Source organism: Kitasatospora aureofaciens (genome assembly GCF_001188955.3).
Lineage (GTDB): Bacteria > Actinomycetota > Actinomycetes > Streptomycetales > Streptomycetaceae > Kitasatospora > Kitasatospora aureofaciens.
Map to the genome: position 1 here is coordinate 427,588 of NZ_JPRF03000032.1, position 22,999 is coordinate 450,586.

The 22,999-nt window shown below is 72.7% G+C and carries 21 protein-coding genes; 13 read left to right on the forward strand and 8 right to left on the reverse strand.

Annotation, left to right across the window (positions count from 1 at the left end):
• Window positions 1–13: 13 nt before the first annotated feature.
• Together HS99_RS22550 and HS99_RS22555 are read right to left on the reverse strand one after the other, a co-directional pair.
• Complete coding sequence (locus HS99_RS22550) at window positions 14–346, reverse strand: ArsR/SmtB family transcription factor (RefSeq protein WP_030286198.1); 333 nt, start codon at window positions 344–346, stop codon at window positions 14–16.
• Window positions 347–375: 29 nt separating this feature from the next.
• Window positions 376–750, reverse strand: a complete 375-nt coding sequence (locus tag HS99_RS22555) for a hypothetical protein (RefSeq protein ID WP_030286200.1) — start codon at window positions 748–750, stop codon at window positions 376–378.
• A gap of 261 nt (window positions 751–1,011) precedes the next feature.
• Here HS99_RS22555 and HS99_RS22560 point away from each other — a divergent pair, with 261 nt between their 5' ends.
• Window positions 1,012–3,867, forward strand: a complete 2,856-nt coding sequence (locus HS99_RS22560; RefSeq protein ID WP_030286203.1) for a DEAD/DEAH box helicase — start codon at window positions 1,012–1,014, stop codon at window positions 3,865–3,867.
• Window positions 3,868–3,932: 65 nt separating this feature from the next.
• Here the strand turns inward: HS99_RS22560 and HS99_RS22565 are convergent, their stop codons facing one another.
• From HS99_RS22565 to HS99_RS22575, 3 genes are all read right to left on the reverse strand, one after another.
• Complete coding sequence (locus HS99_RS22565; RefSeq protein ID WP_030553602.1) at window positions 3,933–4,838, reverse strand: 5'-3' exonuclease; 906 nt, start codon at window positions 4,836–4,838, stop codon at window positions 3,933–3,935.
• A 59-nt stretch (window positions 4,839–4,897) separates the two neighbouring features.
• On the reverse strand, window positions 4,898–5,977 hold the full coding sequence (locus tag HS99_RS22570) for a cation diffusion facilitator family transporter (protein ID WP_030553604.1): 1,080 nt from the start codon (window positions 5,975–5,977) through the stop codon (window positions 4,898–4,900).
• Window positions 5,978–6,174: 197 nt separating this feature from the next.
• Window positions 6,175–6,903: a gamma-glutamyl-gamma-aminobutyrate hydrolase family protein gene (locus tag HS99_RS22575; RefSeq protein ID WP_030553606.1), complete on the reverse strand. Its 729-nt coding sequence runs from the start codon at window positions 6,901–6,903 to the stop codon at window positions 6,175–6,177.
• Window positions 6,904–7,058: 155 nt separating this feature from the next.
• Between HS99_RS22575 and HS99_RS22580 the strand changes: the two genes are divergently transcribed.
• From HS99_RS22580 to HS99_RS47870, 4 genes are all read left to right on the forward strand, one after another.
• A complete protein-coding gene (locus HS99_RS22580; protein ID WP_046386081.1) occupies window positions 7,059–8,444 on the forward strand; it encodes a glutamine synthetase family protein in 1,386 nt (461 codons plus the stop codon).
• Window positions 8,445–8,447: 3 nt separating this feature from the next.
• On the forward strand, window positions 8,448–8,675 hold the full coding sequence (locus tag HS99_RS22585) for a hypothetical protein (RefSeq protein ID WP_030286214.1): 228 nt from the start codon (window positions 8,448–8,450) through the stop codon (window positions 8,673–8,675).
• A gap of 7 nt (window positions 8,676–8,682) precedes the next feature.
• The gene (locus tag HS99_RS22590) at window positions 8,683–9,483 is read left to right on the forward strand and encodes a 3-oxoacyl-ACP reductase (protein WP_030286215.1); all 801 of its coding nucleotides are present in this window, start codon (window positions 8,683–8,685) and stop codon (window positions 9,481–9,483) included.
• 123 nt (window positions 9,484–9,606) lie between these two features.
• The gene (locus HS99_RS47870) at window positions 9,607–10,737 is read left to right on the forward strand and encodes a DUF2510 domain-containing protein (protein WP_050366883.1); all 1,131 of its coding nucleotides are present in this window, start codon (window positions 9,607–9,609) and stop codon (window positions 10,735–10,737) included.
• 147 nt (window positions 10,738–10,884) lie between these two features.
• Here HS99_RS47870 and HS99_RS22600 read toward each other — a convergent pair whose 3' ends face one another.
• Window positions 10,885–11,805, reverse strand: coding sequence for a lytic polysaccharide monooxygenase auxiliary activity family 9 protein (locus tag HS99_RS22600; protein WP_030286218.1), 921 nt, complete (start codon window positions 11,803–11,805; stop codon window positions 10,885–10,887).
• A 384-nt stretch (window positions 11,806–12,189) separates the two neighbouring features.
• On the reverse strand, window positions 12,190–13,401 hold the full coding sequence (locus tag HS99_RS22605; protein WP_030553608.1) for an amino acid deaminase/aldolase: 1,212 nt from the start codon (window positions 13,399–13,401) through the stop codon (window positions 12,190–12,192).
• Window positions 13,402–13,490: 89 nt separating this feature from the next.
• On the opposite strand from HS99_RS22605, the gene HS99_RS22610 reads away from it, so the two are divergent.
• Window positions 13,491–14,264 carry an SseB family protein gene (locus tag HS99_RS22610; RefSeq protein ID WP_046386573.1) on the forward strand — a complete coding sequence of 258 codons (774 nt, stop codon included), beginning with the start codon at window positions 13,491–13,493 and terminating at the stop codon, window positions 14,262–14,264.
• Window positions 14,265–14,314: 50 nt separating this feature from the next.
• Here the strand turns inward: HS99_RS22610 and HS99_RS22615 are convergent, their stop codons facing one another.
• The gene (locus tag HS99_RS22615) at window positions 14,315–14,692 is read right to left on the reverse strand and encodes a DUF1844 domain-containing protein (protein WP_046386572.1); all 378 of its coding nucleotides are present in this window, start codon (window positions 14,690–14,692) and stop codon (window positions 14,315–14,317) included.
• A gap of 499 nt (window positions 14,693–15,191) precedes the next feature.
• Between HS99_RS22615 and infC the strand changes: the two genes are divergently transcribed.
• The 7 genes from infC (at window position 15,192) to pheT (ending at window position 22,905) form a co-directional block, all read left to right on the forward strand.
• Entirely contained in the window at window positions 15,192–15,917 is a 726-nt protein-coding gene (gene infC, locus HS99_RS22620; RefSeq protein WP_072655502.1) for a translation initiation factor IF-3, read from the forward strand.
• A 139-nt stretch (window positions 15,918–16,056) separates the two neighbouring features.
• A complete protein-coding gene (rpmI, locus tag HS99_RS22625) occupies window positions 16,057–16,251 on the forward strand; it encodes a 50S ribosomal protein L35 (protein ID WP_030286227.1) in 195 nt (64 codons plus the stop codon).
• A 109-nt stretch (window positions 16,252–16,360) separates the two neighbouring features.
• A complete protein-coding gene (rplT, locus tag HS99_RS22630) occupies window positions 16,361–16,756 on the forward strand; it encodes a 50S ribosomal protein L20 (protein ID WP_030055649.1) in 396 nt (131 codons plus the stop codon).
• A gap of 122 nt (window positions 16,757–16,878) precedes the next feature.
• Window positions 16,879–17,745 (forward strand): TrmH family RNA methyltransferase, encoded by an 867-nt coding sequence (locus HS99_RS22635; RefSeq protein ID WP_030286229.1) that lies wholly within the window; start codon window positions 16,879–16,881, stop codon window positions 17,743–17,745.
• Between the two features lie 187 nt (window positions 17,746–17,932).
• Entirely contained in the window at window positions 17,933–19,036 is a 1,104-nt protein-coding gene (locus tag HS99_RS22640) for a sensor histidine kinase (protein ID WP_030286231.1), read from the forward strand.
• Window positions 19,037–19,282: 246 nt separating this feature from the next.
• The gene (pheS, locus tag HS99_RS22645; RefSeq protein ID WP_030286234.1) at window positions 19,283–20,404 is read left to right on the forward strand and encodes a phenylalanine--tRNA ligase subunit alpha; all 1,122 of its coding nucleotides are present in this window, start codon (window positions 19,283–19,285) and stop codon (window positions 20,402–20,404) included.
• Window positions 20,404–22,905, forward strand: a complete 2,502-nt coding sequence (gene pheT / locus HS99_RS22650) for a phenylalanine--tRNA ligase subunit beta (protein WP_030286236.1) — start codon at window positions 20,404–20,406, stop codon at window positions 22,903–22,905. Before pheS ends, pheT begins: the two co-directional genes overlap by 1 nt.
• Window positions 22,906–22,999: the final 94 nt, after the last annotated feature.

Genomic DNA, 22,999 nt, shown 5'->3' on the forward strand with positions numbered 1-22,999 from the left:
CGTCGGACGGGCCTCAGTCGCCGGCCGCCCGCAGCTCCGCGAGCAGGACGTCCCGGTCGGCGAGCAGCCCGGTGAGGATCCGCCGGGCTGCCCGCAGCAGGTCCGTGACGTCGCCGCCGGCCAGCGCGTAGACCACCGTGCTGCCCTCCCGGGTGGCGGTGACGATGCCGGACCGGCGCAGCACCGCGAGCTGCTGGGACAGGCTGGAGGGCTCGACCCCCAGCTCGGCGAGCAGGCAGCGGACGGGCGTCGGTCCGGCCTGGAGCAGCTCCAGCACCCGGATCCGGACGGGATGGCCGAGCATCCGGAAGAACTCGGCCTTGGCCTGGTAGAGCGCCACCGTCACGAGGCCCCCCTTCCCTGGTGTCGGCCGGCTCAGATCTCCAGCGAGAGTTCGATCCGCTTCAGCTGGTGGCGGGCCATCGCGAGGTTGGAGCGGCTGCGGTTGAGGGCGAGGAACAGGAACAGGCCCCGCCCGCTGGGCGTCGTGATCGGCCGGACCAGGTGGTACTGGTTGGTCAGGCTGATCAGGATGTCCTCGATCTCGTTGTCGTGCAGGTTGAGCATCTCCATCGCCCGCATCTTGGCGCGGACCACGTCGGTGTTGCCGGCCGCGGCGACGTTGAGGTCCATCTCGCCGCCGTCGCCGAGGCTGCCGAGGGCCATTCCGCTGCCGTAGTCGACCAGGGCGACGCCGATCGCGCCGTCGATCGCCATGGCTTCCTTGAGGGACATCTCCAGGTTCGCCATCGTGGCTGTCCTCCCGTGAGTCGGTGACTTCGGCACGCGTGGGTGCCGTGGCACTTGAAGGTAGGGAGCAATCCCCGCACTCCACCGCGAATGACCGGAGACGTTCGGATCTGGCTCATCCCTGATCGATTGAAGACATTTGCAACTATGGATCTGGGAGAGGAGTGATCTCCTCGCGCGGAAAACGGTGCTATCGATGTCACTCCACCCGGGTAACCTCTCGCTGAGATGCGAGATCACACCAACCACACCCGGACGGCGATGAACACCCCCGATCCAGAGCCCCAGGAAGACCGGGAGCTCAGCCCCGCCGAGGCGTACGCGGCCAGCCGTCGCCGGGCCAAGGAGCAGGCCTCCGCCCTGTACGGCTTCCAGCAGCTGTACGACTTCCCGCTGGACGACTTCCAGCTGGAGGCCTGCGAGACGCTGGAGGCCGGATCGGGCGTGCTGGTCGCCGCCCCCACCGGCTCCGGGAAGACCATCGTCGGCGAGTTCGCCGTGCACCTGGCCCTCGCCGCGGGCCGCAAGTGCTTCTACACCACGCCGATCAAGGCGCTGTCCAACCAGAAGTACGGCGACCTGGTCAAGCGCTACGGCGCCGCCAAGGTCGGCCTGCTCACCGGCGACAACACCGTCAACGGCGACGCCCCCGTGGTGGTCATGACCACCGAGGTGCTGCGCAACATGCTCTACGCGGGCTCCAGCACCCTCGACGGCCTCGGCTACGTCGTCATGGACGAGGTGCACTACCTCGCCGACCGCTTCCGCGGCGCCGTCTGGGAGGAGGTCATCATCCACCTTCCCGAGTCGGTCACCCTCGTCTCGCTCTCCGCGACCGTCTCGAACGCCGAGGAGTTCGGCGACTGGCTGGACACCGTCCGCGGCGGCACCAAGGTGATCGTCTCCGAGACCCGCCCGGTCCCGCTGTGGCAGCACGTGATGGCCGGCAACCGGATGTACGACCTGTTCGCCAACCCCGACCGGGACGGCCGCCCCAGGAACAGCCTCAAGAACCCCGGCAAGGCCGTCAACCCCGAGCTGGTCCGGCTCGCCCGCTCCGAACTCGACCGCAACCCGCGCGACCGCTTCGGCCGCGGCCGGGGCCGCTCCATGCCCAACGGCCGCCCGGGCCGGGTCTGGACGCCGGGCCGGGTCGACGTCATCGACCGGCTGGACGCCGAGGGCCTGCTGCCCGCGATCACCTTCATCTTCAGCCGGGCCGGCTGCGAAGCCGCCGTCCAGCAGTGCCTCAGCTCCGGGCTGCGGCTCAACAAGGACGCCGACCGCGCCCTGGTCCGCGCCATCGTCGAGGAGCGCTGCGCCGACATCCCCGACGAGGACCTGCACGTCCTCGGCTACTTCGAGTGGCTGGACGGGCTGGAGCGAGGCATCGCCGCCCACCACGCCGGGATGCTGCCCCGGTTCAAGGAGGTCGTCGAAGAGCTCTTCGTGAAGGGCCTGGTCAAGGCCGTCTTCGCGACCGAGACCCTGGCCCTCGGCATCAACATGCCCGCCCGCTCGGTGGTCATGGAGAAGCTGGTCAAGTGGAACGGCGAGACCCACGCCGACATCACCCCCGGCGAGTACACCCAGCTCACCGGCCGGGCCGGGCGGCGCGGCATCGACATCGAGGGCCACGCGGTGGTGCTCTGGCAGCGCGGCCTCGACCCGGAGGCCCTGGCCGGACTGGCGGGCACCCGCACCTACCCGCTCAAGTCCTCGTTCCGGCCGTCGTACAACATGGCCGTCAACCTGGTCTCCCAGTTCGGCCGGCACCGCTCGCGCGAGCTGCTGGAAACCTCCTTCGCCCAGTTCCAGGCGGACCGCTCGGTGGTCGGCATCGCCCGCCAGGTGCAGCGCAACGAGGAGGGGCTGGAGGGCTACCGCGAGTCGATGACCTGCCACCTCGGCGACTTCGACGAGTACATGGAGCTGCGCCGCCGGCTCAAGGACCGCGAGAACGAACTGGCCCGCGAGGGCACCACCCAGCGCCGCGCCGCCGCCATCGAGTCGATCGAGCAGCTCAAGCCGGGCGACGTCATCCACGTCCCCACCGGCAAGTTCGCCGGCCTCGCCCTGGTCCTCGACCCGGGCCTGCCGCCGGTCAGCCGCTCCGGCCGGAGCGGCCCGCGCCACCCCGACTTCCAGGACGGCCCGCGCCCGGTGGTGCTGACCGCCGAGCGGCAGGTCAAGCGGCTCGCGATGGTCGACTTCCCGCACCCGGTCGCCGCGATCGAGCGCGTGCGCATCCCCAAGTCCTTCAACCCGCGCAGCCCCCAGTCCCGGCGCGACCTCGCCTCCGCGCTGCGCACCAAGGCCGGCCACCTCGAACCCGAGCGGTTCCGGCGCGGCCGCGCGGCCGCCGCCGACGACCCGGAGATCACCCGGCTGCGCACCGAACTGCGCCAGCACCCGTGCCACGGCTGCACCGACCGCGAGGACCACGCCCGCTGGGCCGAGCGCTACCACCGGCTGCACCGCGACACCGAACTGCTGGAACGCCGGATGCGCTCCCGCACCCACACCATCGCCCGCACCTTCGACCGGGTCTGCGCACTGCTCACCGACCTCGGCTACCTCCAGGGCGACACCGTCACCGACGACGGCAAGCGCCTCGGCCGGCTCTACGGCGAACTCGACCTGCTCGCCTCCGAGTGCATCCGCGAGGGCGTCTGGAGCGGCCTGGCCGCGGCCGAACTCGCCGCCTGCGCCTCGGCGTTGGTCTACGAGTCGCGCCAGTCCGACGACGCCGGCGCCCCCCGGGTGCCGGAGGGCGCGGCCAAGGAGGCGCTCGGCCAGATGGTCCGCATCTGGGGCCACCTCGACGCCCTCGAGGAACAGCACCGGATCAACACCGCGGAGGGCGTCGGCCAGCGCGAACCGGACCTCGGCTTCGCCTGGGTCGCCTACCGCTGGGCCCTCGGCCACAACCTCGACCAGGTCCTGCGCGACGCCGACATGCCGGCCGGCGACTTCGTCCGCTGGACCAAGCAACTCATCGACGTCCTCGGCCAGATCCAGGACGCCGCCGCCCAGGACCCCGAACTCCGCAAGACCGCACGCAAGGCCGTCGACGGCCTCCGCCGCGGCATCATCGCCTACTCCTCGGTGGGCTGAGCCCCGACAGAAGGGGCCCGCACGTTCGTCCCGGACGTGCGGGCCCCTTCGGCCGCCCGGGGGGTTCAGCGGGTGCCTGCGAGGGACTCCAGGAGGCGCTCCAGGGAGGTGCCGAGGCCCCAGCGGGTGGCGAGGTGTTCGAGGGTCATGGGGTCGAGGGGTTCGCGGGGGAGGGTGGGGTCGAAGTCGGGGAGGGGGGCGTCGGTGGCGACGCGGACGACGGTGGGGGCGACGTCGAGGTAGGCGGCGCCCTCGACGATGTTGCGGCGGCGGGCCGGGGTGAGCCTGGAGCCGATGTCGAGGGCGGCGGCGCGAATCGCGGCGAGGTCGCCGTACTCGTTGATCAGCTGGGCGGCGGTCTTCTCGCCGATGCCCTTGACGCCGGGCAGGCCGTCGGACGGGTCGCCGCGCAGGGCGGCCATGTCGGCGTACTGGGCGCCGCGCACGCCGTACTTCTCCAGCAGCAGGGCGTCGTCGGTGGTCTGCAGGTTGCCCATGCCCTTGACCGGGTAGAGCACGGTGATCCGCCGTGCGTCGTCGACCAGTTGGAAGAGGTCGCGGTCGCCGGTGACGATCTGCACCGGGCCCTTGGCGCGGGCGGTGAGGGTGCCGATGACGTCGTCCGCCTCGTAGCCGGGGGAACCGACCCGGGCGATGCCGAGGGCGTCGAGCACCTGCTCGATCACCGGGACCTGCGGGGCGAGGGTGTCCGGCACCTCCTCCTCGCCGTCGACGGCCGCCTCGGCGACCCGGTGGGTCTTGTAGGAGGGGACGAGGTCCACCCGCCACTGGGGGCGCCAGTCGGCGTCCATGCAGGCGACGAGTTCGTCGGGCCGGTGGTCGTGGACCAGCCGGGCGATGAAGTCCAGCAGGCCGCGGACGGCGTTGACCGGCTCACCCTGCGGCGAGCGCAGGGTGTCCGGTACGCCGAAGTAGGCCCGGAAGTACAGGCTGGCGGAGTCGAGCAGCATCAGTCGCGGTGCGGTCACGCCTCAGATCATGCCGCACCGCGCTGACGATGACCCGGTTCTCAGTGCTCGTGCGGTCCGGCGCGGTGCACCGGTCCGTGGGCGTCGGCGCAGTGTTCGGCCGGGGTGTCGTCGGGGCCGGCGATCTGCAGCAGCGCGCCCGCCTCGTCCTCGCCGACGTGGTCGACCTGGAGGGTGCTGTGGGTGATGCCGTACTCCTCCGCCAGCCGGCGCTGCAGTGCGCGCCGCACGGCGTGGCAGTCGCCGCCGGGGGTGACCAGGATGTGCGCGGACAGGGCGGGCTGGTTGGAGGTGATCTCCCAGATGTGCAGGTCGTGGATCTCCTCGACCAGCGGCTGGGTGACCAGCCGGTCGGCCACCGCGTCCGGGTCGATCCCGGCGGGTGCGGCCTCCAGGAAGATCCGCCCGGAGTCCCGGACCAGGCCGATGCCCGCCTTGAGCATCAGCGCGACCACGATCAGCGAGGCGATGGCGTCCGCCCGGACGAAGCCGGTGGTCAGCATGACCGCACCGGCCACGGCGGTGGCGATGAAGGCGTACAGGTCGGTGAGCACGTGCTGGAAGGCGCCCTCGACGTTCAGCGAGCTGCGGTTGGCCTTGGACATGCACCAGGCGGCGGCGAGGTTGACCACGATCCCGACCAGCGCGGTGACCAGCACCAGTGAGCCGGTGACCTCGGGCGGTTCGATCAGCCGGGTGATCGCCTCGTAGCCCAGCCAGGCCGACAGCACCAGCAGTGTCACGCCGTTGGCCTGCGCGGAGAGGATCTCGGCCCGCTTGAGCCCGTACGTGTAGCCGCCGCGGGCCGGGCGGGCGGCGAGCCGCATGGCGACCAGGGCGAGCACGATCGAGGCGGCGTCGGTGAGCATGTGCGCCGCGTCGGAGATCAGGGCCAGCGACCGGGCGGCGAAGCCGACCACGACCTCGCCGGCCATGAAGACGACGATCAGGGCGAGGGCGCTGACCAGCCAGCGGCGGTCGGCATCCGCGGCGACGCCGTGCGAGTGCCCGCCGTGGCCCCCGTGCCCATGACCCCCGTGCCCGTGGCTGTGGTTGTGGCTCCGGCCGGGCGGAGTCTGGTGGTCATGCGCATGATCATCGTGGTGCTCGTGCCCGGCCATCGAAATCCTCTCTGGACGCACGGGTGGGAGGTGGCGGGCGTGATCGCCCCGCACCCGAAGTGAACCGCAGAATCGACAAAGATCCAAAGGCTGTACTGGTGACCGTTGTCGTTGCCGCTCAGCCGAGCGCCGCGCTGCCACTCAGCCGAGCGTCGCGGTGCCGCTCAACCGGGCACCACCGCGTCCAGCGCCGCCGCTCAACCGAGCACCACCGCGTCCAGCGCCGCCGCGGTGGCGGCCTGGACGAGGGCCCGCATGACCCGCAGGTCGTCGCCCTGTTCCGGGTGCCACTGCACGCCCACCGTGAACCCGGGCCCCTCGACGGCCTCCACCGTCCCGTCCGGGGCGAGGGCGCTCACCCGCAGGCCCGCGCCGAGCCGGCCGACCGCCTGGTGGTGGAACGTCGGCACCTCCAGCTCGCTCTCCGGCAGCAGCCCGCCCACCAGCGTCCCGGGCACCGGCCGCACCACGTGGGCGCCGTAGCAACCCGGCGAACCGCCGTGGACGTCGACGTCCACGACGTCCGGCAGGTGCTGCACCAGCGTCCCGCCGCACACCACGTTCAGCACCTGCATGCCCCGGCAGATGCCCAGGACCGGCATGCCCGCCGCCAGGGCGCCGCGCAGCAGCGCGACCTCCCAGAGGTCGCGCTCCGGCGAGGCCACGTCGGTCAACGGATGGGCCGACTCCCCGTAGTAGGCCGGGTCGATGTCCGGCCCGCCGGCGATGACGAGGGCGTCGAGCCGTGCGAGCACCTCGGGCGCGCGCTCGGGCGAGTCCGGCGGCAGCAGGACGGCGATGCCGCCGGAGCGCTGCACGTACGCGGTGTACCGCTCCGGCAGCAGGGCGACGCGACGGCCCCGCCAGTCGCTCCAACTCGCGTCCACCAGGTAGGTGCTGACACCGATGAAAGGCCTGCGATCCATGGCGGGCATTCTCCTCCCGCACCGTCTGATACCCCGTCAATCACGCGCGTCGGCGCGCCACACCCGCTCGCCCTCTTCCGCCCCGCAAGCCGCAGGCCGTACGGTTCGCTGTGACCGCATGATCTCGAAGAGTGATCGAGGAGGAGGGTTCCGGCATGCCCGAGAACGCCGCCGCGGGATCGCGGCCCCGGCCGCCACTGACCCTGGCCGAGCTGCGCACCCTGGTGGACGCGGGCGAGGTGCACACCGTCGCGCTCGCCTTCACCGACATGCAGGGCCGCCTTCAGGGCAAACGTTTCGCCGCCCGGTTCTTCCTCGACGAGGTGGCGCAGAACGGCGCCGAGGCCTGCGACTACCTGCTGGCCGTGGACGTGGACCTCAACACCGTCGACGGCTACGCCTTCTCCTCCTGGGCCACCGGCTACGGCGACTTCGCGATGCGCCCCGACCTCGGCACCCTGCGGCTCACCCCCTGGCAGCCCGGCACCGCCCAGGTCACCGCCGACCTGGCCCGGCACGGCGGCCACCCGGTGGACGCCGCCCCGCGCCAGCTGCTGCGCCGCCAGATCGCCCGGCTCGCCGAGTACGGACTGGCCGCGGACATCGGCACCGAACTGGAGTTCCTGGTCTTCCGCGACACCTACGAGCAGGCCTGGCTGGGCGGTTACCGCGGCCTGACCCCGGCCAACCTCTACAACGTCGACTACTCGATGCTCGGCACCGCCCGGGTCGAGCCGCTGCTGTCCCGGATCCGCAACGAGATGGCCGGCGCCGGGCTGACCGTCGAGTCCGCCAAGGGCGAGTGCAACCTCGGCCAGCACGAGATCGCCTTCCGGTACGCCGACGCCCTCACCACCTGCGACCAGCACAGCGTCTACAAGACCGGGGCCAAGGAGATCGCCGCCCAGCAGGGCTGCGCACTCACCTTCATGGCCAAGTACGACGAGCGCGAGGGCAACAGCTGCCACATCCACCTGTCGCTGCGCGACGCCGTCGGCGCCCCCGCCTTCGCCGACCGGGACGGCCGGATGACCGACACCATGCGCCACTTCCTGGCCGGGCAGCTCGTCGCACTGCGCGAGTTCAGCCTGCTGTACGCGCCGAACATCAACTCCTACAAGCGCTACCGCCCCGGCTCCTTCGCCCCGACGGCCGTCGCCTGGGGCCGGGACAACCGCACCTGCGCCTACCGGGTGGTCGGCCACGGCCCGGGCCTGCGGATGGAGAACCGGGTGCCCGGCGGCGACGTCAACCCGTACCTCGCGGTGGCCGGGATGATCGCGGCCGGCCTGCACGGCCTGCAGCGCAAGCTCGACCTGCCCACGCCCTGCCTGGGCAACGCCTACGCGGTGGAGGAGTACGCCCGGGTGCCCGGATCGCTGCGCGAGGCCGCCGAGTTGTGGGCGGGCAGCGAGCTGGCCCGGACGGCCTTCGGGGACGACGTGGTCGAGCACTACCTGAACATGGCCCGGGTCGAGCAGGCCGCCTACGACGGGGCCGTCACCGACTGGGAGCGCTACCGGTCCTTCGAACGGATGTGAGGCATGACGGACTCGCCGGGCAGCGCCGTCCGCAACCCCGCCACCGGGGACCTGGTGGAGCACGCGGCCGGCGGGGTCGAGCGCCTGACCGGACGCCGGATGCCGGTGGCCGGCGGCCTGGACGTGACCTTCCACGAAGCGGTCGGCGTGGGGGCGGGCCGGGAACCGGGGCCGGACGCGCTGCGCCACTTCACCGAGACCGAGAACGTCTTCATCCACAGCGAGGAGTGACAGTCCGATGAGCGCCAGTCCGAGGAGCGACAACGACGTCGTCTGCCGCCGTCTGGTCGGCCGCACCGCCGTGGTCACCGGCGCGGGCAGCGGGATCGGCCTGGCGGCCGCCCGCCGACTGGCCTCCGAGGGCGCCAAGGTGGTCTGCGCGGACCTGGACGAGCAGACCGGGCGGGCGGCCGCCAAGGAGGTCGGCGGGCTGTTCGTGCACACCGACGTCACCGACCCGTACATGGTCGAGGCGCTGTTCGACGAGGCGTACGAGACCTACGGCAGCGTGGACGTCGCCTTCAACAATGCGGGCATCTCACCGCCGGAGGACGACTCGATCCTGACCACCGGCCTGGACGCCTGGCGCAAGGTCCAGGACGTCAACCTGACCTCGGTCTACCTGTGCTGCAAGGCCGCGCTGCCGTACATGCGCCGGCACGGACGCGGCTCGATCATCAACACCGCCAGCTTCGTGGCCCGGATGGGCGCGGCGACCTCGCAGATCTCGTACACCGCCTCCAAGGGCGGGGTGCTGGCGATGTCCCGCGAGCTGGGCGTGCAGTTCGCCCGGGAGGGGATCCGGGTGAACGCGCTGTCGCCCGGGCCGGTGGACACCCCGCTGCTGCGGGAGCTGTTCGCCGAGGACCCGGAGCGGGCGGCCCGCCGGCTGGTGCACATCCCGCTCGGCCGGTTCGCCAGGGCCGAGGAGATCGCCGCCGCGGTGGCCTTCCTGGCGAGCGACGACTCCTCGTTCATCACCGCGAGCGAGTTCCTGGTGGACGGCGGCATCTCCGGGGCGTACGTCACCCCGCTGTAGGTGGTCGGCACCGGTGGCCGCACTGGGTCGCCGGTGGCTTCTCACCGTAATCTCATCGAAAACCCGCGGAATACCCGGCTGCGCTGATTTCGCGTTTATCCGGCTACCTTTACATTCTTTGCTGTGAGTGAGCAGATCCCCGCCGGGTGGTACCCGGACCCGAAGGACACCACCAGCGACCCGAGACCGCAGCGCTGGTGGGACGGCAAGGGCTGGACGGCCGACACCCGGCCCGCACCCTCGGACGCCCCGCAGCCGGAGTCCTCGGCCGCCGCGGCACCGGGGCCGGAGACGTCGGAGCAGCCCAGGGTGCTGGAGGGCGAGGTCCTGGACAGCGGGCCGACGGTCCGCTACCCGGAGCCGCCGCCCTTCGGCACGGCGTACGGAGCACCCGCCCAGCCGCCGCGCAAGGCCTGGCGCAAGCCCTCCCGGCTGGTGGTGGCCACCGCCGTGGCCGCCGTGCTGGGCCTGGGCGCCGGCTCGGGAATCACCTACCTGGTGATGGACGGCAAGCACGACGGCGGCTCGCAGCGCAGCGCCGCCCGGGCCCAGCCGGCGCCGAACGACGGCGGCGGCGGGCTGTTCGGCTTCCCGGGCCTCGGCGGCGGCAACGGCAAGGGCGGCGGGAACGGCGGCGGTGGCGGGAACGGCGGCGGGAAGGCCAGGCCGGGCGCCAACAAGGCGATCGACATGGTGAACGGCCTCACCCTGCCCGTCCCCTCCGGCTGGCAGGGCGGGACCACCGACAACGGCTACGCCGGTCTCACCATCGGCGACTACAAGTGCCCGGACGGCTCCGACAAGTGCACCCTCGGCGGGGTGAACACCGGCCGGATCGACGGCGGCGGCACGGACGCCCAGGCAGCGGCCAAGGCGGACATCGACAAGGCCGCCAAGGACGCCTACGGCGACATCACCGGGCACCAGGAGCTCAAGTCCGAGGCCGTGAAGGTCAACGGCAAGGACGGCTACCTGGTGCGCTGGAAGGTCGATGCGGCCAAGGGCAACAACGGCTACGTGGAGACCGTGGTCTTCCCGTCCAGCGACGGCAAGAACCTGGTCTCGGTGCACTTCGGCTTCGACATCGCCGACAAGGCGCCGGACGTCGGGGTGATGGACACCATCGTCAAGGGCATCGCCGACTTCAAGGGCAAGATCCCGGGCCTCCCGGGCATGCCGGGCTCCGGCTCCGGCGGCTCCGGTTCCGGGGCAGGCGGCAGCAGCCCCGACGGCTCCGGCACCGAGAGCACCTGAGCCCCCCGCTCCTCACACCGCGACGGCCCACCGGGAGGAACTCCTCCGGGTGGGCCGTCGCCGTTCGTCGGGGCGTGTCCTGGGGTGCGAGGGCCACGGAACCGGACCGGACGGGGGTGGGCCGGCCCGGCTCCGCGTCGTCCGGCGTCAGGAGTCGCGTCGAACAGCCTCGATGCGACGGCGCCGGAGCACCATGCCGGCCCAGCCGACGCCGAGCGCGGCGGCACCGGCGAGCAGCAGCGGACCGGTGGCGGAGGTGCCGGCCACGGCCGCGGAGCTGGTCGGGAGCGGCTGGCCGGCCGGGGCGTTCGCGTCCCCGCCGTGGCCGTGGTGGGCGACCGTGGACTTGGCGGCGTCGGCGGCGATCTGGGCGTCGCCGGGCCCGGCCGGGGCGGCGAGCGAGGAGACGGCCGGGGCACCGGCGGCGCCGGCCGCGCCGAAGTCCACGTCGGAGCAGCTGTAGAACGCCTCCGGGCTGTCGCTGCGCTGCCAGACCGTGTAGAGCAGCTGGCGGCCGGTGCGCTGCGGCAGGGTGCCCGAGTAGGTGTAGTACCCGTTGACGGCGGTGCGGTCGACCTGCGCCTGGGCCACCGGGGTCGGGTCGAGGTCGGACCACTTCAGCGGCTTGGTGGGGTCGTAGCTCGGCTTGGTGATGTAGACGGTCTGGGTGCCCACGTGCGGCGCGGTGGTGCGGAACTGGAAGGTGAACTTGCCCGCGCTGACCGGGGTGGCCGGCCAGTCGGTGCGCGGCCAGTCCAGGGCCGCGTACTTGTCGCGGTTGGCCGAGCAGAGCCTGCCGTCCGGGATCAGCGCCTGGTGGTTGCCGTTGGCGTTGGCGATGTTGACCTCGTTCCAGTCGTACAGCGGCTGGGTGCCGCCGGCGGCGACGAGGTCCTTGCAGACCTGGGACACCGGGTGCTCGGGGCCCTCGGCGTAGCAGGCGGCGATCCGGCTGACCGGGCCGGTCATGGTGCCGTGGGCGGCGGCGGTGCCGGCGGTGGCCGCGGCCACCGCGAGGACGGCGGCGCCGACGGCGCCGACGGACAGGGCGCTTCGCTTGATGGACATGGGGTGGGGACTCCTCGGCCGTCGTTCCGGGCGGGTGTGGGGGAGCGGACACGCCTGCCCGTTCGGGGGCCGCCGGCCCGGATCGCGGACCCCCGGCCAGAGCGTAGGATTGGTCTGGACCATAAGGCAATAGCCGTGCACCGGGCGGTTGTTGACGGCACGTCTGCTCGGAACAGCGCAAAGGCCCGACGGAACACCCGGGTCAGGTGTTCCATCGGGCCCGCTTAAGGCTGTCGAAAGGTCGGCCAGAAGTTCGGGTTGCCGTTGATCGTCCCCGCCTGGACGATCTCGCCGCCCTGGATGAGTTGCCGTGGACCGTCATGTCCCTGAGTTCGTTGTGGACCACGGCGGCTGCCCGGGGGTAGGGCACGGTCCGACGGCCGGTCAGAGGAACGTCCTTCCCTCACCCCGGTAGGTGGGGACGCTCCGGACGACCCGGTCCCCCTCGATCAGGTGCAGTTCGGCGAAGCGCTCGCACAGCTCGCCCGCCTTGGCGTGCCGGAACCAGACCCGGTCGCCGATCAGCAGGTCGTCGGCGGCCGGGCCGATCAGCGGGGTCTGCACCTCGCCCGCGCCCTCCATCGGGTCGTAGTGCAGCCCCGCCGGAAGGTAGGGCACCGGTGAGCGGTCCGGTCCGGCGGCGCCGGAGGCCGGGTAGCCGCCGCCGAGCACCGTCACCACCCCGACCCCGGGGCGGCGCACCACCGGCTGGCCGAACAGCGCGGCCGGCCGGCCCCGGAAGGAGCGGTAGTTGTCGAAGAGCTGCGGCGCGTAGAGCCCGGAGCCGGCGGCGACCTCGGTGACGGCGCGCTCGGCCACGGTGGACTCCACGCTGCCGGTGCCGCCGCCGTTGACGAACTCCAGCTCGACCACCTGCCGCAGCCGCCGGACCACCGCCGCGCGCCGCTCGGCCAGCTCGGTCCGGGACCGGGCCTGCATCAGCCGGATCAGCTGCGAGCGCACCGGCCGCCCCGGCACCCGGTCGCCCACCCCGGCGACGTGCCCCTCGTACGCCATCAGGCCGACCACCCGGAAACCCCGGCGCCGCTGGACGAATTCGGCGAAGGCGCCCAGCTCCTCGGGAGTGCGCAGCGGCGAGCGCCGGGCGCCCACCCGGACCCGCCCGCCGAGCAGGTGCAGCGCGGTGTCCAGCTCCAGGCAGACCCGCACCTCGGCGTCGCCGGAGCGGGCCTTGTCGATCAGGTCCAGCTGGGCCGGGTCGTCCAGCACGACGGTGACCCGGCGGGCCAGCTCCGGGTCGGCCGTCAGCTCGGCGTAGCCGGCCCGGTCGGTGGAGGGATAGGCGAGCAGCACGTCGCGCACGCCGGTACGGGCCAGCCAGAGCGACTCGTCGAGGGTGAAGCTCATCACCCCGGCGAAGCCGTCCACGGCCAGTACCCGTTCCAGCAGCGCCCGGCAGCGCAGCGACTTGCTGGCCACCCGGATCGGCTTGCCGCCCGCCCGGCGCACCAGGTCGGCGGCGTTGGCGTCGAAGGCGGCGAGGTCCACCACGGCCACCGGGCCGTCCAGGTGGGCGGTGGCCCGGTCGTACCGGTGCCGGTCGGATACCGGAGTGCGGGTGACGAGGATGACCATGCGCGCAGGGTGCCACAGGGGGCTACCGGTGGGTAGAGGGTGTGCGGGGAAATGGGAGCGGCGGTTCGAGGTGGCATAGGGTCGGCCGGGTGGACCGCAAAGACTTCTCCAACCCGGCGTTCGTCGGCAAGAGCATCCCGAATCCCGGCTTCTCCGACGACGACGGAACGGCGGACCCGGCGCTGACCGCGGCCCTCGCCCGCTGGTCGCAGGACCGTACGGCCGAGCCGGAGGTGCTGGCGGCGCTGACCCCGACCCGGTTGATGGTCCCGATCGTCGCCATCCTCGGCGAGGTCGAGGTGGACGACCACGGGCACAGGCACGACAAGAGCAGCGACATGGCCGTCCCGGTGCTGGAGGCGCCGGACGGGCGCCGTGCGCTGCCGGCCTTCACCTCGCTGGAGTCGCTGACCCGCTGGCGGGCCGACGCCCGTCCGGCGCCGACCGCGGCCCCGCAGGCCGCGATGGTGGCCTTCTCCGAGCGCGCCGACACGCTGCTGGTCGACCCGGCCGGGCCGGTGCCCTTCCTGCTGAGCGGCGCCCGGCTGCGGGCGCTGGCGGAGAACCGCCCCTACCTGCCGCCGGCGCGGGACCCGGAGGTGCGGGAGGCGGTCCGGGCGCTGCTGGCGGCCGAGCCGCAGGTGCTCAGCGGGCTGCTGGCGCCGTCCGAGGACTCGGACGGGGTGCTCGCGGTGGTGTTCGACCCGGCGCTGGACCAGCCGGGGCTGCAGGCGGCCGCGCAGCGGGTCGGCGAGGCGGTGGCCGGGGACCCGCTGCTGCGGGTGCGGCTGGACCGGGGGCTGGACCTCGCGGTGCTGCCGGCGAGCGCGCAGCTGCCGGGGGAGCCGCTGTACCGGCGGTAGAAGCGAACGGGGCACCCACCGACGTCGGTAGGTGCCCCGGAAGACCGGTCTCAGCGGTAGACCGGCCCGGTGAACTTCTCGCCCGGCCCCGCGCCCGGAGCGTCCGGGACGAGCGAGGCCTCGCGGAAGGCCAGCTGCAGCGAGCGCAGCCCGTCCCGCAGCGGAGCGGCGTGGAAGTTGCTGATCTCCGGCGCGCCGGCGGTTACCAGTCCGGCCAGCGCGGTGATCAGCTTGCGGGCCTCGTCGAGGTCCTTGTCCTTCTCGCCGCCCTCGGCCAGGCCGCACTTGACCGCGGCAGCGCTCATCAGGTGCACCGCGACGGTGGTGATCACCTCGACGGCCGGGACCTCGGCGATGTCGCGGGTGAGGTCGTCGAAGCCGATCGCGTCGTCGTCCGCGCCGGGGTTCTGGGTGGGCTCGCTGCTCAAGGGTGGCTCGTTCCGTCGTGCGGTGTGGGTACACGTGGAGCGTACAAGGGGGCCCCGGACTCGCCGGGAGGGCAGTGCGCCGCGAAGACGGTGCGCCGGGGCGGAATAGCGTTCGACCCCGCGACGCTGTAAGCTTCGAGACTGACCGGCCGGGATCCCGCATGGGCACCCTGGCCAGCAAGTGGAGGCTCCACCACAGGAGGCCCGAGAGGGCAACCGCGAAAGTCTCCCACCTGATCGGCCTCGCGGTCGACGGGTCCGGTCCGCGACGGGCGCCACGGCGCCGAGTCGCCCGCAGCGTCCCTCACCGGACGCCGCCCCCGGTTGTGTGGAGCCCCGCTTGTACCGAGCGGGGCTTTTTTCGTGTCGCGGTGCACATGGTGTCGGAAACCAGCACCGGGCAGCGCAGCACGAATGAAGCCCCGCCCAGTGGTCGAGTCCACTACGTGCGACCGCCGTCCGACGGCCGCATCGCAGAAGGTGCAACCGAGGAGGCCCCATCAGCACCGAGCCCCGCATCAACGACCGGATTCGCGTCCCGGAGGTGCGACTCGTCGGTCCCAGCGGCGAGCAGGTCGGCATCGTGCCGCTTGCCAAGGCGCTGGAGCTCGCGCAGGAGTACGACCTCGACCTGGTCGAGGTCGCGGCGACCGCCCGGCCGCCGGTGTGCAAGCTCATGGACTACGGCAAGTTCAAGTACGAGTCGGCCATGAAGGCCCGTGAGGCGCGCAAGAACCAGGCGCACACGGTCATCAAGGAGATGAAGCTCCGGCCGAAGATCGACCCGCACGACTACGACACCAAGAAGGGTCACGTCGTCCGGTTCCTCAAGCAGGGTGACAAGGTCAAGATCACGATCATGTTCCGTGGTCGTGAGCAGTCCCGCCCCGAGCTGGGCTTCCGTCTGCTGCAGCGGCTCGCCGACGACGTCCAGGACCTGGGCTTCGTCGAGTCCTCGCCGAAGCAGGACGGCCGGAACATGATCATGGTTCTTGGCCCGCACAAGAAGAAGACCGAGGCGATGGCCGAGGCCCGCGCCCTCGCGGACGCCCGCAAGGCCGAGCGGCAGGGTCGGACCACCGGTTCCGACGCCGACGCCGCCGCCGCGGACGAGGACGTCGTGACCGAGGACGCCGTGGCCGAGGCGCAGGACGCTCCGGCCGAGGCCGAGGCCCCCGAGGCCGAGGCTCCGGTCGAGCAGCCGGCCGCTCCCCAGGGCGCCTGAGCCGCAAGGCTCACGGCAGCCCGGGGTCGGCCCCCACGGTGACGGGGCACCCGCCCGGTCACCGCAGATCCATCCAGTTCACGCCCGCGTGGCGCAGGCCGCGCGGGCGTGAACGGGACCGACGAGGAGATACGGCGAAATGCCGAAGCAGAAGACGCACAGTGGCGCCAGCAAGCGCTTCAAGATCAGTGGCTCTGGCAAGGTGCTGCGCGAGCGCGCCGGCCGCCGCCACCTCCTGGAGCACAAGCCCTCGACGCTGACCCGCAAGCTGGCCGGGACCGTCGAGATGGCCCCCGCTGACGCCAAGAAGATCAAGAAGCTTCTCGGCAAGTGATCGCCCTCCCGCCCGGCGCGAGCCGCGTGCGGGGCAGCTGATCCTTCCCGACCCATTCGAATGACGGACCGCGTGAAGTAGTCCGTGGTCCAACCCAAGGAGTAATCAAGTGGCACGCGTCAAGCGGGCAGTCAACGCCCACAAGAAGCGCCGGGTCATCCTGGAGCGCGCCAGCGGCTACCGTGGCCAGCGCTCGCGCCTGTACCGCAAGGCCAAGGAGCAGGTCACCCACTCGCTGGTCTACAACTTCAACGACCGCAAGAAGCGCAAGGGCGACTTCCGTCAGCTGTGGATCCAGCGCATCAACGCTGCGGCCCGTGCCAACGGCATCACCTACAACCGCTTCGTGCAGGGCCTGAAGGCCGCCAGCGTCGAGATCGACCGCAAGATGCTGGCCGACCTGGCCGTCAACGACCCGGGTGCGTTCGCCTCCCTGGTCGAGGTCGCCCAGAAGGCGCTGCCGGCCGACGTGAACGCCCCGAAGGCTGCCGCCGACGCCGCCTGATCTTCCGAGATCGGTTGAGCTCCGACCGGACCCGCAGGCTCTCCTGCGGGTCCGGTTCTGCGTTCCGCCCCCGTCAGCACCACCAGAGTCAGCCAGAGTCAGCGCCTCCAGAGAACGAGACCATGCCGAGCACCGAGACCCCCCTGCTCACCTCCCTGCGCTCGCCGCGCGTCGTCGCCGCCCGTCGGCTCGCCAAGCGGAACCAGCGCACCAAGGAGCGCCGCTTCCTGGCCGAGGGCCCGCAGGCCGTCCGGGAGGCCATCGCCTTCGGCAAGCTGCCGGGGACGGCCGAGCACGCCGTGGTCGAGGTGTACGTGGGCCTGGAGGCCGCCGAGCGGCACGCTGACATCGTCGAGGCCGCCCTGGCCGAGGGACTGCCGGTGCTGACCGCCACCGACGAGGTGATCGCCGACATCTGCGACACGGTGACCCCGCAGGGGATCGTGGCGCTCTGCCGCTTCATCGACACCCCGTTCGCCGAGGTGCTCGCCGCCCGGCCGAAGCTGGTGGCGATCCTCGCCCACGTGCGCGACCCCGGGAACGCGGGCACCGTGCTGCGCACCGCCGACGCGGCCGGTGCGGACGCCGTGGTGCTCACCGACGCCTCGGTGGACCTGTACAACCCCAAGGCCGTCCGGGCCTCCGTCGGCAGCCTGTTCCACCTGCCCGTGGCGGTCGGCGTGCCGGTCGAGGAGGCGGTCGGGCAGCTGCGCGCGGCCGGTGTCCGGGTGCTCGCCGCGGACGGCGCGGGGGAGCGCGACCTCGACCAGGAGCTGGACGAGGGCACCCTCGGCGCCCCCGGCGCGTGGGTGTTCGGCAACGAGGCGTGGGGGCTCCCGGAGGAGACCCGCGCGCTCACCGACGAGGTCGTGCGCGTGCCGATCCACGGGCACGCGGAGAGCCTCAACCTGGCCACCGCCGCGGCCGTCTGCCTGTACGCCTCGGCCCGGGCGCAGCGCTCGCCCGGCGGCTGCCGCTCGAACGGCTGACGCGACCCGTCCTGCGGCGACGGTCGGCATGCCCCGCCGGACCGCTGACACGCCGGCGCCCCACAGCTGACACGCCCCCGGACGCGCCGGGATCACCACGCTGCAAGCCCTACTGCCGGGGCCTGCGAGGCGCTAGGGTCTGCGTCGGTGGGGGGAACGGCACGGTGGGTAATCGGGGAGGCAACCCATGGTCGGCAGCGGACCCGAGCTCGACCCGGACGACCTTCCGGACGGCCTGGTGGTCGCCGACGCGAGGGGCCGGGTGGTCTGCTTCAACCGGGCCGCGGCCCGGCTCACCGGCGTGCTCCCGGAAGCCGCGCTCGGCAGCGCGCTGGAGGACGTCCTGCCGCTGGAGGACCTGGACGGCCGCCGCTGGTGGCAGCTGACCGATCCGTACGGCGGTCTGGCGATCCGCACCCGCCAGCCCGAGCGCAACCTGCTGCTGCCCGGCGGCCGGGAGGTGCTGGTCTCCGCCCGGTACGTCCGGGCGGAGCCGCTGGGGCCGGTGGACCGGCTGGTGATCGCCCTGCGCGGCACCGAGGCCCGGCGCCGGACCGAGCGCAGCCACGCCGAGCTGATCGCCACCGTCGCGCACGAGCTGCGCTCCCCGCTGACCAGTGTGAAGGGCTTCACGGCGACGCTGCTGGCGAAGTGGGAGCGGTTCACCGACGGGCAGAAGCGGCTGATGCTGGAGACGGTGGACGCCGACGCGGACCGGGTCACCCGGCTGATCGCCGAGCTGCTGGACATCTCCCGGATCGACGCCGGGCGGCTGGAGCTGCGCAAGCAGGTCGTCGACCTGGCGGCCGCGGTGCGCCGGCACGTCGAGCGCAAGGTGGCCACCGGCATCGCCGAGGAGCGCTTCGACATCCGGGTCACCGAGCCGCTGACCGTGCTGTGGGCGGACCCGGACAAGGTCGACCAGGTGCTGGCCAACCTGCTGGAAAACGCGGTGCGGCACGGCGAGGGAACTGTCACCATCGAGGTGGCACCGGCCAAGGAGGTCGTCGAGGCGCCCGTCTGGGAGCGCTCCGGCACCCCGCCCCGCATCGTGGAAGGAACGGCGGTCACCGTGAGCGACGAAGGCAGCGGCATCCCCGAGGAGTCGATGCCGCGTGTCTTCACCCGCTTCTGGCGGGGATCCAAGCGCGGTGGCACCGGCCTGGGGCTCTACATCGTCAAGGGCATCGTGGAGGCCCACGGTGGCTCGATCAGGGTCGACCGCGCGCCCGGCGGCGGGGCCCGGTTCCGATTCGTCCTGCCCGCCGGGGTGCCCGACTTCATGCTCTGAAAGGGCATGAACGACCGATACAGCATGCTGTGGGTCGGGGTCCGGACGGGCTTGACGGCAGCCGCGCTACGCGCTGCGACTACACTCGACCTTTGGCGTTGCGCAACGCCCTGCGCGGCTGAGCCGCGGACACCCCTCCCCGTCAGTACGGAGACGGGCTGCCCGTGCCCCGGCCCCGCCGGGCGGGACGCGAAGGCGAGCCCACACACCTGAGCACGGACGAGCAGGAGCACGGGAAAGATAGAGATGTCGGCACCCAACAAGTCGTACGACCCGGTCGAGGTCGAGGCCCTCAAGCCCGAGGTGGTGGAGCAGGCGCGGGACGAGGCCGTCGCCGCCTTCGCCGCCGCCACCACGCTCGACGAGCTGAAGCAGGCCAAGGTCGCCCACACCGGCGACCGCTCCGCGCTCTCGCTCGCCAACCGCGAGATCGGCGCCCTCCCGCCGCACGCCAAGGCCGCCGCGGGCAAGCTGATCGGCCAGGCCCGCGGAGCCGTCAACCAGGCCCTGGCCAAGCGCCAGGGTGAGCTGGAGGCGGAGCGGGACGCCCGCGTGCTGGTCGAGGAGGCGGTGGACGTCACCCTGCCCTACGACCGCACCCCGCGCGGCGCCCGGCACCCGCTGACCACGCTGGCCGAGCGCATCGAGGACACCTTCGTCGCGATGGGCTACCAGGTCGCCGAGGGCCCCGAGGTCGAGGCCGAGTGGCTGAACTTCGACGCCCTCAACCTGGGCCCGGACCACCCGGCCCGCTCGATGCAGGACACCTTCTTCGTCCAGGCCCCGGACGGCTCCGCCGACTCCGGCGTGGTGCTGCGCACCCAGACCTCCCCGGTCCAGGCCCGCACCCTGCTCGACCGCGAGCCGCCCGTCTACGTGGTCTGCCCGGGCCGGGTCTACCGGACCGACGAGCTGGACGCCACCCACACCCCGGTGTTCCGCCAGGTCGAGGGCCTCGCCGTCGACGAGGGCATCACCTTCGCCGACCTCAAGGGCACCATCGAGGTGCTGGTCGAGAAGCTGATCGGCGGCGGCCTGGAGCTGCGCTGGCGTCCGTCGTACTTCCCGTTCACCGAGCCGAGCGCCGAGATCGACCTGCAGTGCTTCGTGTGCCGCGGCGAGAGCGTCGGCAACCCGGACCGCCCGTGCCGCACCTGCTCCTCCGAGGGCTGGATCGAGCTCGGCGGCTGCGGCGTGGTCAACCCGCGGGTGCTGGTCGCCTGCGGCGTGGACCCGAACCGCTACAGCGGCTTCGCCTTCGGTCTCGGCCTGGAGCGGATCCTGATGAATCGTCACAACGTCGCCGACATGCGCGACATGGTCGAGGGTGACGTGCGTTTCACCCTCCCGTTCGGGATGGAGATCTGATGCGCGTCCCGCTTTCCTGGCTGCGCGAGTACGTCGATCTGCCCGCGGGCGAGACCGGCCGTGACGTGGCCGAGCGGCTGGTCCGGGCCGGCCTGGAGGTCGAGACCGTCGAGCAGCTCGGCGCCGACCTCAAGGGCCCGCTGGTGGTCGGCGAGGTGCTCTCCATCGAGGAGCTGTCCGGCTTCAAGAAGCCGATCCGGCACTGCTTCGTCAACGTGGGCGGCGCCAACGGCACCGGCGAGCCGCAGGAGATCGTCTGCGGCGCGACCAACTTCGCCGTCGGCGACAAGGTCGTGGTCGTGCTCCCGGGCGCCGTCCTGCCCGGCCCGTTCCCGATCTCGGCACGCAAGACCTACGGCCACACCTCGGCCGGCATGATCTGCTCCGCCCGCGAGCTGGGCATGGGCGACGACCACAACGGCATCATCGTGCTCCCGCCGGAGTACGAGCCCGGCACGGACGCCATCGAGCTGCTCCAGCTGGTCGACGAGGTGCTCGACATCGCCGTCACCCCGGACCGCGGCTACTGCCTGTCCATGCGCGGCGTGGCCCGTGAGGCCGCCACCGCGTACGGGCTGCCGCTGGCCGACCCGGCGCTGCTGGACGTGCCGCCGGCCAACTCCTTCGGCTACCTGGTCAAGGTCGACGACCCGGCCGGATGCGACCGCTTCGTGGCCCGCACGGTCGTCGGCGTCGACCCGAACGCCAAGTCCCCGATCTGGCTGCAGCGCCGCCTGCAGAAGGCGGGCATCCGCCCGATCTCGCTGGCCGTCGACATCACCAACTACGTGATGCTGGAGGTCGGCCAGCCGCTGCACGCGTACGACAAGCAGCGGGTGGACGGCCCGATCACGGTCCGCCGGGCGGCCGAGGGCGAGACCCTCACCACCCTGGACGGCGTCGAGCGCAAGCTGGCCGCCGAGGACCTGCTGATCTGCGACAACAGCGGCCCGATCGGCCTGGCCGGCGTGATGGGCGGCGCCTCCACCGAGATCCTCGACCCGGCCGCCGGTCCGGGCACCACCGAGGTGATCATCGAGGCCGCGCACTTCGACCCGGTCTCCGTCGCCCGCACCGCGAAGCGGCACAAGCTGCCCTCCGAGGCGTCCAAGCGCTTCGAGCGCGGCGTCGACCCGGAGGCCGCCCGCGCCGCCGCACAGCGCGCCGTCGACCTGCTGGTGCTGATCGCCGGCGGCACCGCCGAGGCCGGGGTCACCGACATCGCGGCCCCGCACCCGGTGCGCACCATCACCATCGCCGCCGACCTGCCCGACCGTGTCGCCGGCACCGCCTACGGCCGCGAGACCGTCACCCGGCGCCTGCAGGAGATCGGCTGCTCGGTCGCGGGCGCCGACGTCCTGGAGGTCACCCCGCCGACCTGGCGGCCCGACCTCACCGACCCGTACGACCTCGCCGAGGAGGTCATCCGGCTGGAGGGCTACGACAACGTCCCCGCCCGGATGCCCAACGTGCCGCCGGGCAAGGGCCTGACCGAGGCCCAGCGGATCCACCGCCGGATCGGCGTCGCGCTGGCCGGGGCGGGCTACGTCGAGGTCAACAACTACCCGTTCCTCGGCGAGGCCGCCTTCGAGGCGCTCGGCCTGGAGCCGGACGACCGCCGCCGCCGTACGGTCAAGCTGGTCAACCCGCTGAACGACGAGGAACCGTCGCTGCGCACCACGCTGCTGCCGGGCCTGCTCGGCGCGCTGCGCCGCAACATCGGCCGGGGCAACACCGACCTGGCGATCTACGAGACCGGCACCGTGTTCCTGCCGAAGGACGAGCTGTCCGTGGCGCCGCGCCCGGCCGTCGACCACCGGCCGAGCGACGAGGAGCTGGCCGCGCTGGACGCCGCGCTGCCGGACCAGCCGCGCCGGGTCGCCGTCGCCCTCGCGGGCGAGCGGCTGCCCTCCGGCTGGTGGGGCAAGGGCGACCAGGCCTCCTGGGCGGACGCCGTCGAGGCGGCCCGCACGGTGGCCCGCGCGGCCGGTGTCGAGCTGACCGTCCGCCAGGGCCAGCGGGCGCCCTGGCACCCGGGCCGCTGCGCCGAGCTGGTCGTGGCCGGCACCGACCGGGTGGTCGGCCACGCCGGTGAGCTGCACCCGAGGGTCGTCAAGGCGCTCGGACTGCCGGCCCGCACGGCGGCGATGGAGGTCGACATCGACCTGTTGACGGCGGACGGCCCGCAGAAGGTCAACGGCCCGGCGGTCTCCGGCTTCCCGGTCGCCACCCAGGACGTCGCGCTGATCGTCGACGCCGCCGTCCCGGCCGCCGAGGTCGAGGCGGCGCTGCGCTCGGGCGCGGGCGAACTGCTGGAGGCCATCCGGCTGTTCGACGTGTTCACCGGTGAGCAGGTCGGCGAGGGCAAGAAGTCGCTGGCCTACGCGCTGCGCTTCCGCGCTGCCGACCGCACGCTGACGGCCGACGAGGCCACCGCCGCCCGCGAGGCGGCCGTCGCCGAGGCCGTCAGCCGTACCGGCGCGGTGCTGCGCGGAGCCTGACGCCCCTCAGTACGGCCTGTGAAGGGCCCCGCCCGGACCAACCTCGGTCCGGGCGGGGCCCTTCGCGTTGTCCGGGATTGACAACCCGTCACCA

Bases quoted from the DNA above. Each gene is read 5' to 3' on its own strand.
- HS99_RS22555 (WP_030286200.1), bottom strand. From the start codon at position 750: ATGGCGAACCTGGAGATGTCCCTCAAGGAAGCCATGGCGATCGACGGC.
- HS99_RS22560 (WP_030286203.1), top strand. From the start codon at position 1,012: ATGAACACCCCCGATCCAGAGCCCCAGGAAGACCGGGAGCTCAGCCCC.
- HS99_RS22565 (WP_030553602.1), bottom strand. From the start codon at position 4,838: ATGCTGCTCGACTCCGCCAGCCTGTACTTCCGGGCCTACTTCGGCGTA.
- HS99_RS22570 (WP_030553604.1), bottom strand. From the start codon at position 5,977: ATGGCCGGGCACGAGCACCACGATGATCATGCGCATGACCACCAGACT.
- HS99_RS22575 (WP_030553606.1), bottom strand. From the start codon at position 6,903: ATGGATCGCAGGCCTTTCATCGGTGTCAGCACCTACCTGGTGGACGCG.
- HS99_RS22580 (WP_046386081.1), top strand. From the start codon at position 7,059: ATGCCCGAGAACGCCGCCGCGGGATCGCGGCCCCGGCCGCCACTGACC.
- HS99_RS22585 (WP_030286214.1), top strand. From the start codon at position 8,448: ATGACGGACTCGCCGGGCAGCGCCGTCCGCAACCCCGCCACCGGGGAC.
- HS99_RS22590 (WP_030286215.1), top strand. From the start codon at position 8,683: ATGAGCGCCAGTCCGAGGAGCGACAACGACGTCGTCTGCCGCCGTCTG.
- HS99_RS22600 (WP_030286218.1), bottom strand. From the start codon at position 11,805: ATGTCCATCAAGCGAAGCGCCCTGTCCGTCGGCGCCGTCGGCGCCGCC.
- HS99_RS22605 (WP_030553608.1), bottom strand. From the start codon at position 13,401: ATGGTCATCCTCGTCACCCGCACTCCGGTATCCGACCGGCACCGGTAC.
- rpmI (WP_030286227.1), top strand. From the start codon at position 16,057: ATGCCGAAGCAGAAGACGCACAGTGGCGCCAGCAAGCGCTTCAAGATC.
- HS99_RS22635 (WP_030286229.1), top strand. From the start codon at position 16,879: ATGCCGAGCACCGAGACCCCCCTGCTCACCTCCCTGCGCTCGCCGCGC.
- HS99_RS22640 (WP_030286231.1), top strand. From the start codon at position 17,933: ATGGTCGGCAGCGGACCCGAGCTCGACCCGGACGACCTTCCGGACGGC.
- pheS (WP_030286234.1), top strand. From the start codon at position 19,283: ATGTCGGCACCCAACAAGTCGTACGACCCGGTCGAGGTCGAGGCCCTC.
- pheT (WP_030286236.1), top strand. From the start codon at position 20,404: ATGCGCGTCCCGCTTTCCTGGCTGCGCGAGTACGTCGATCTGCCCGCG.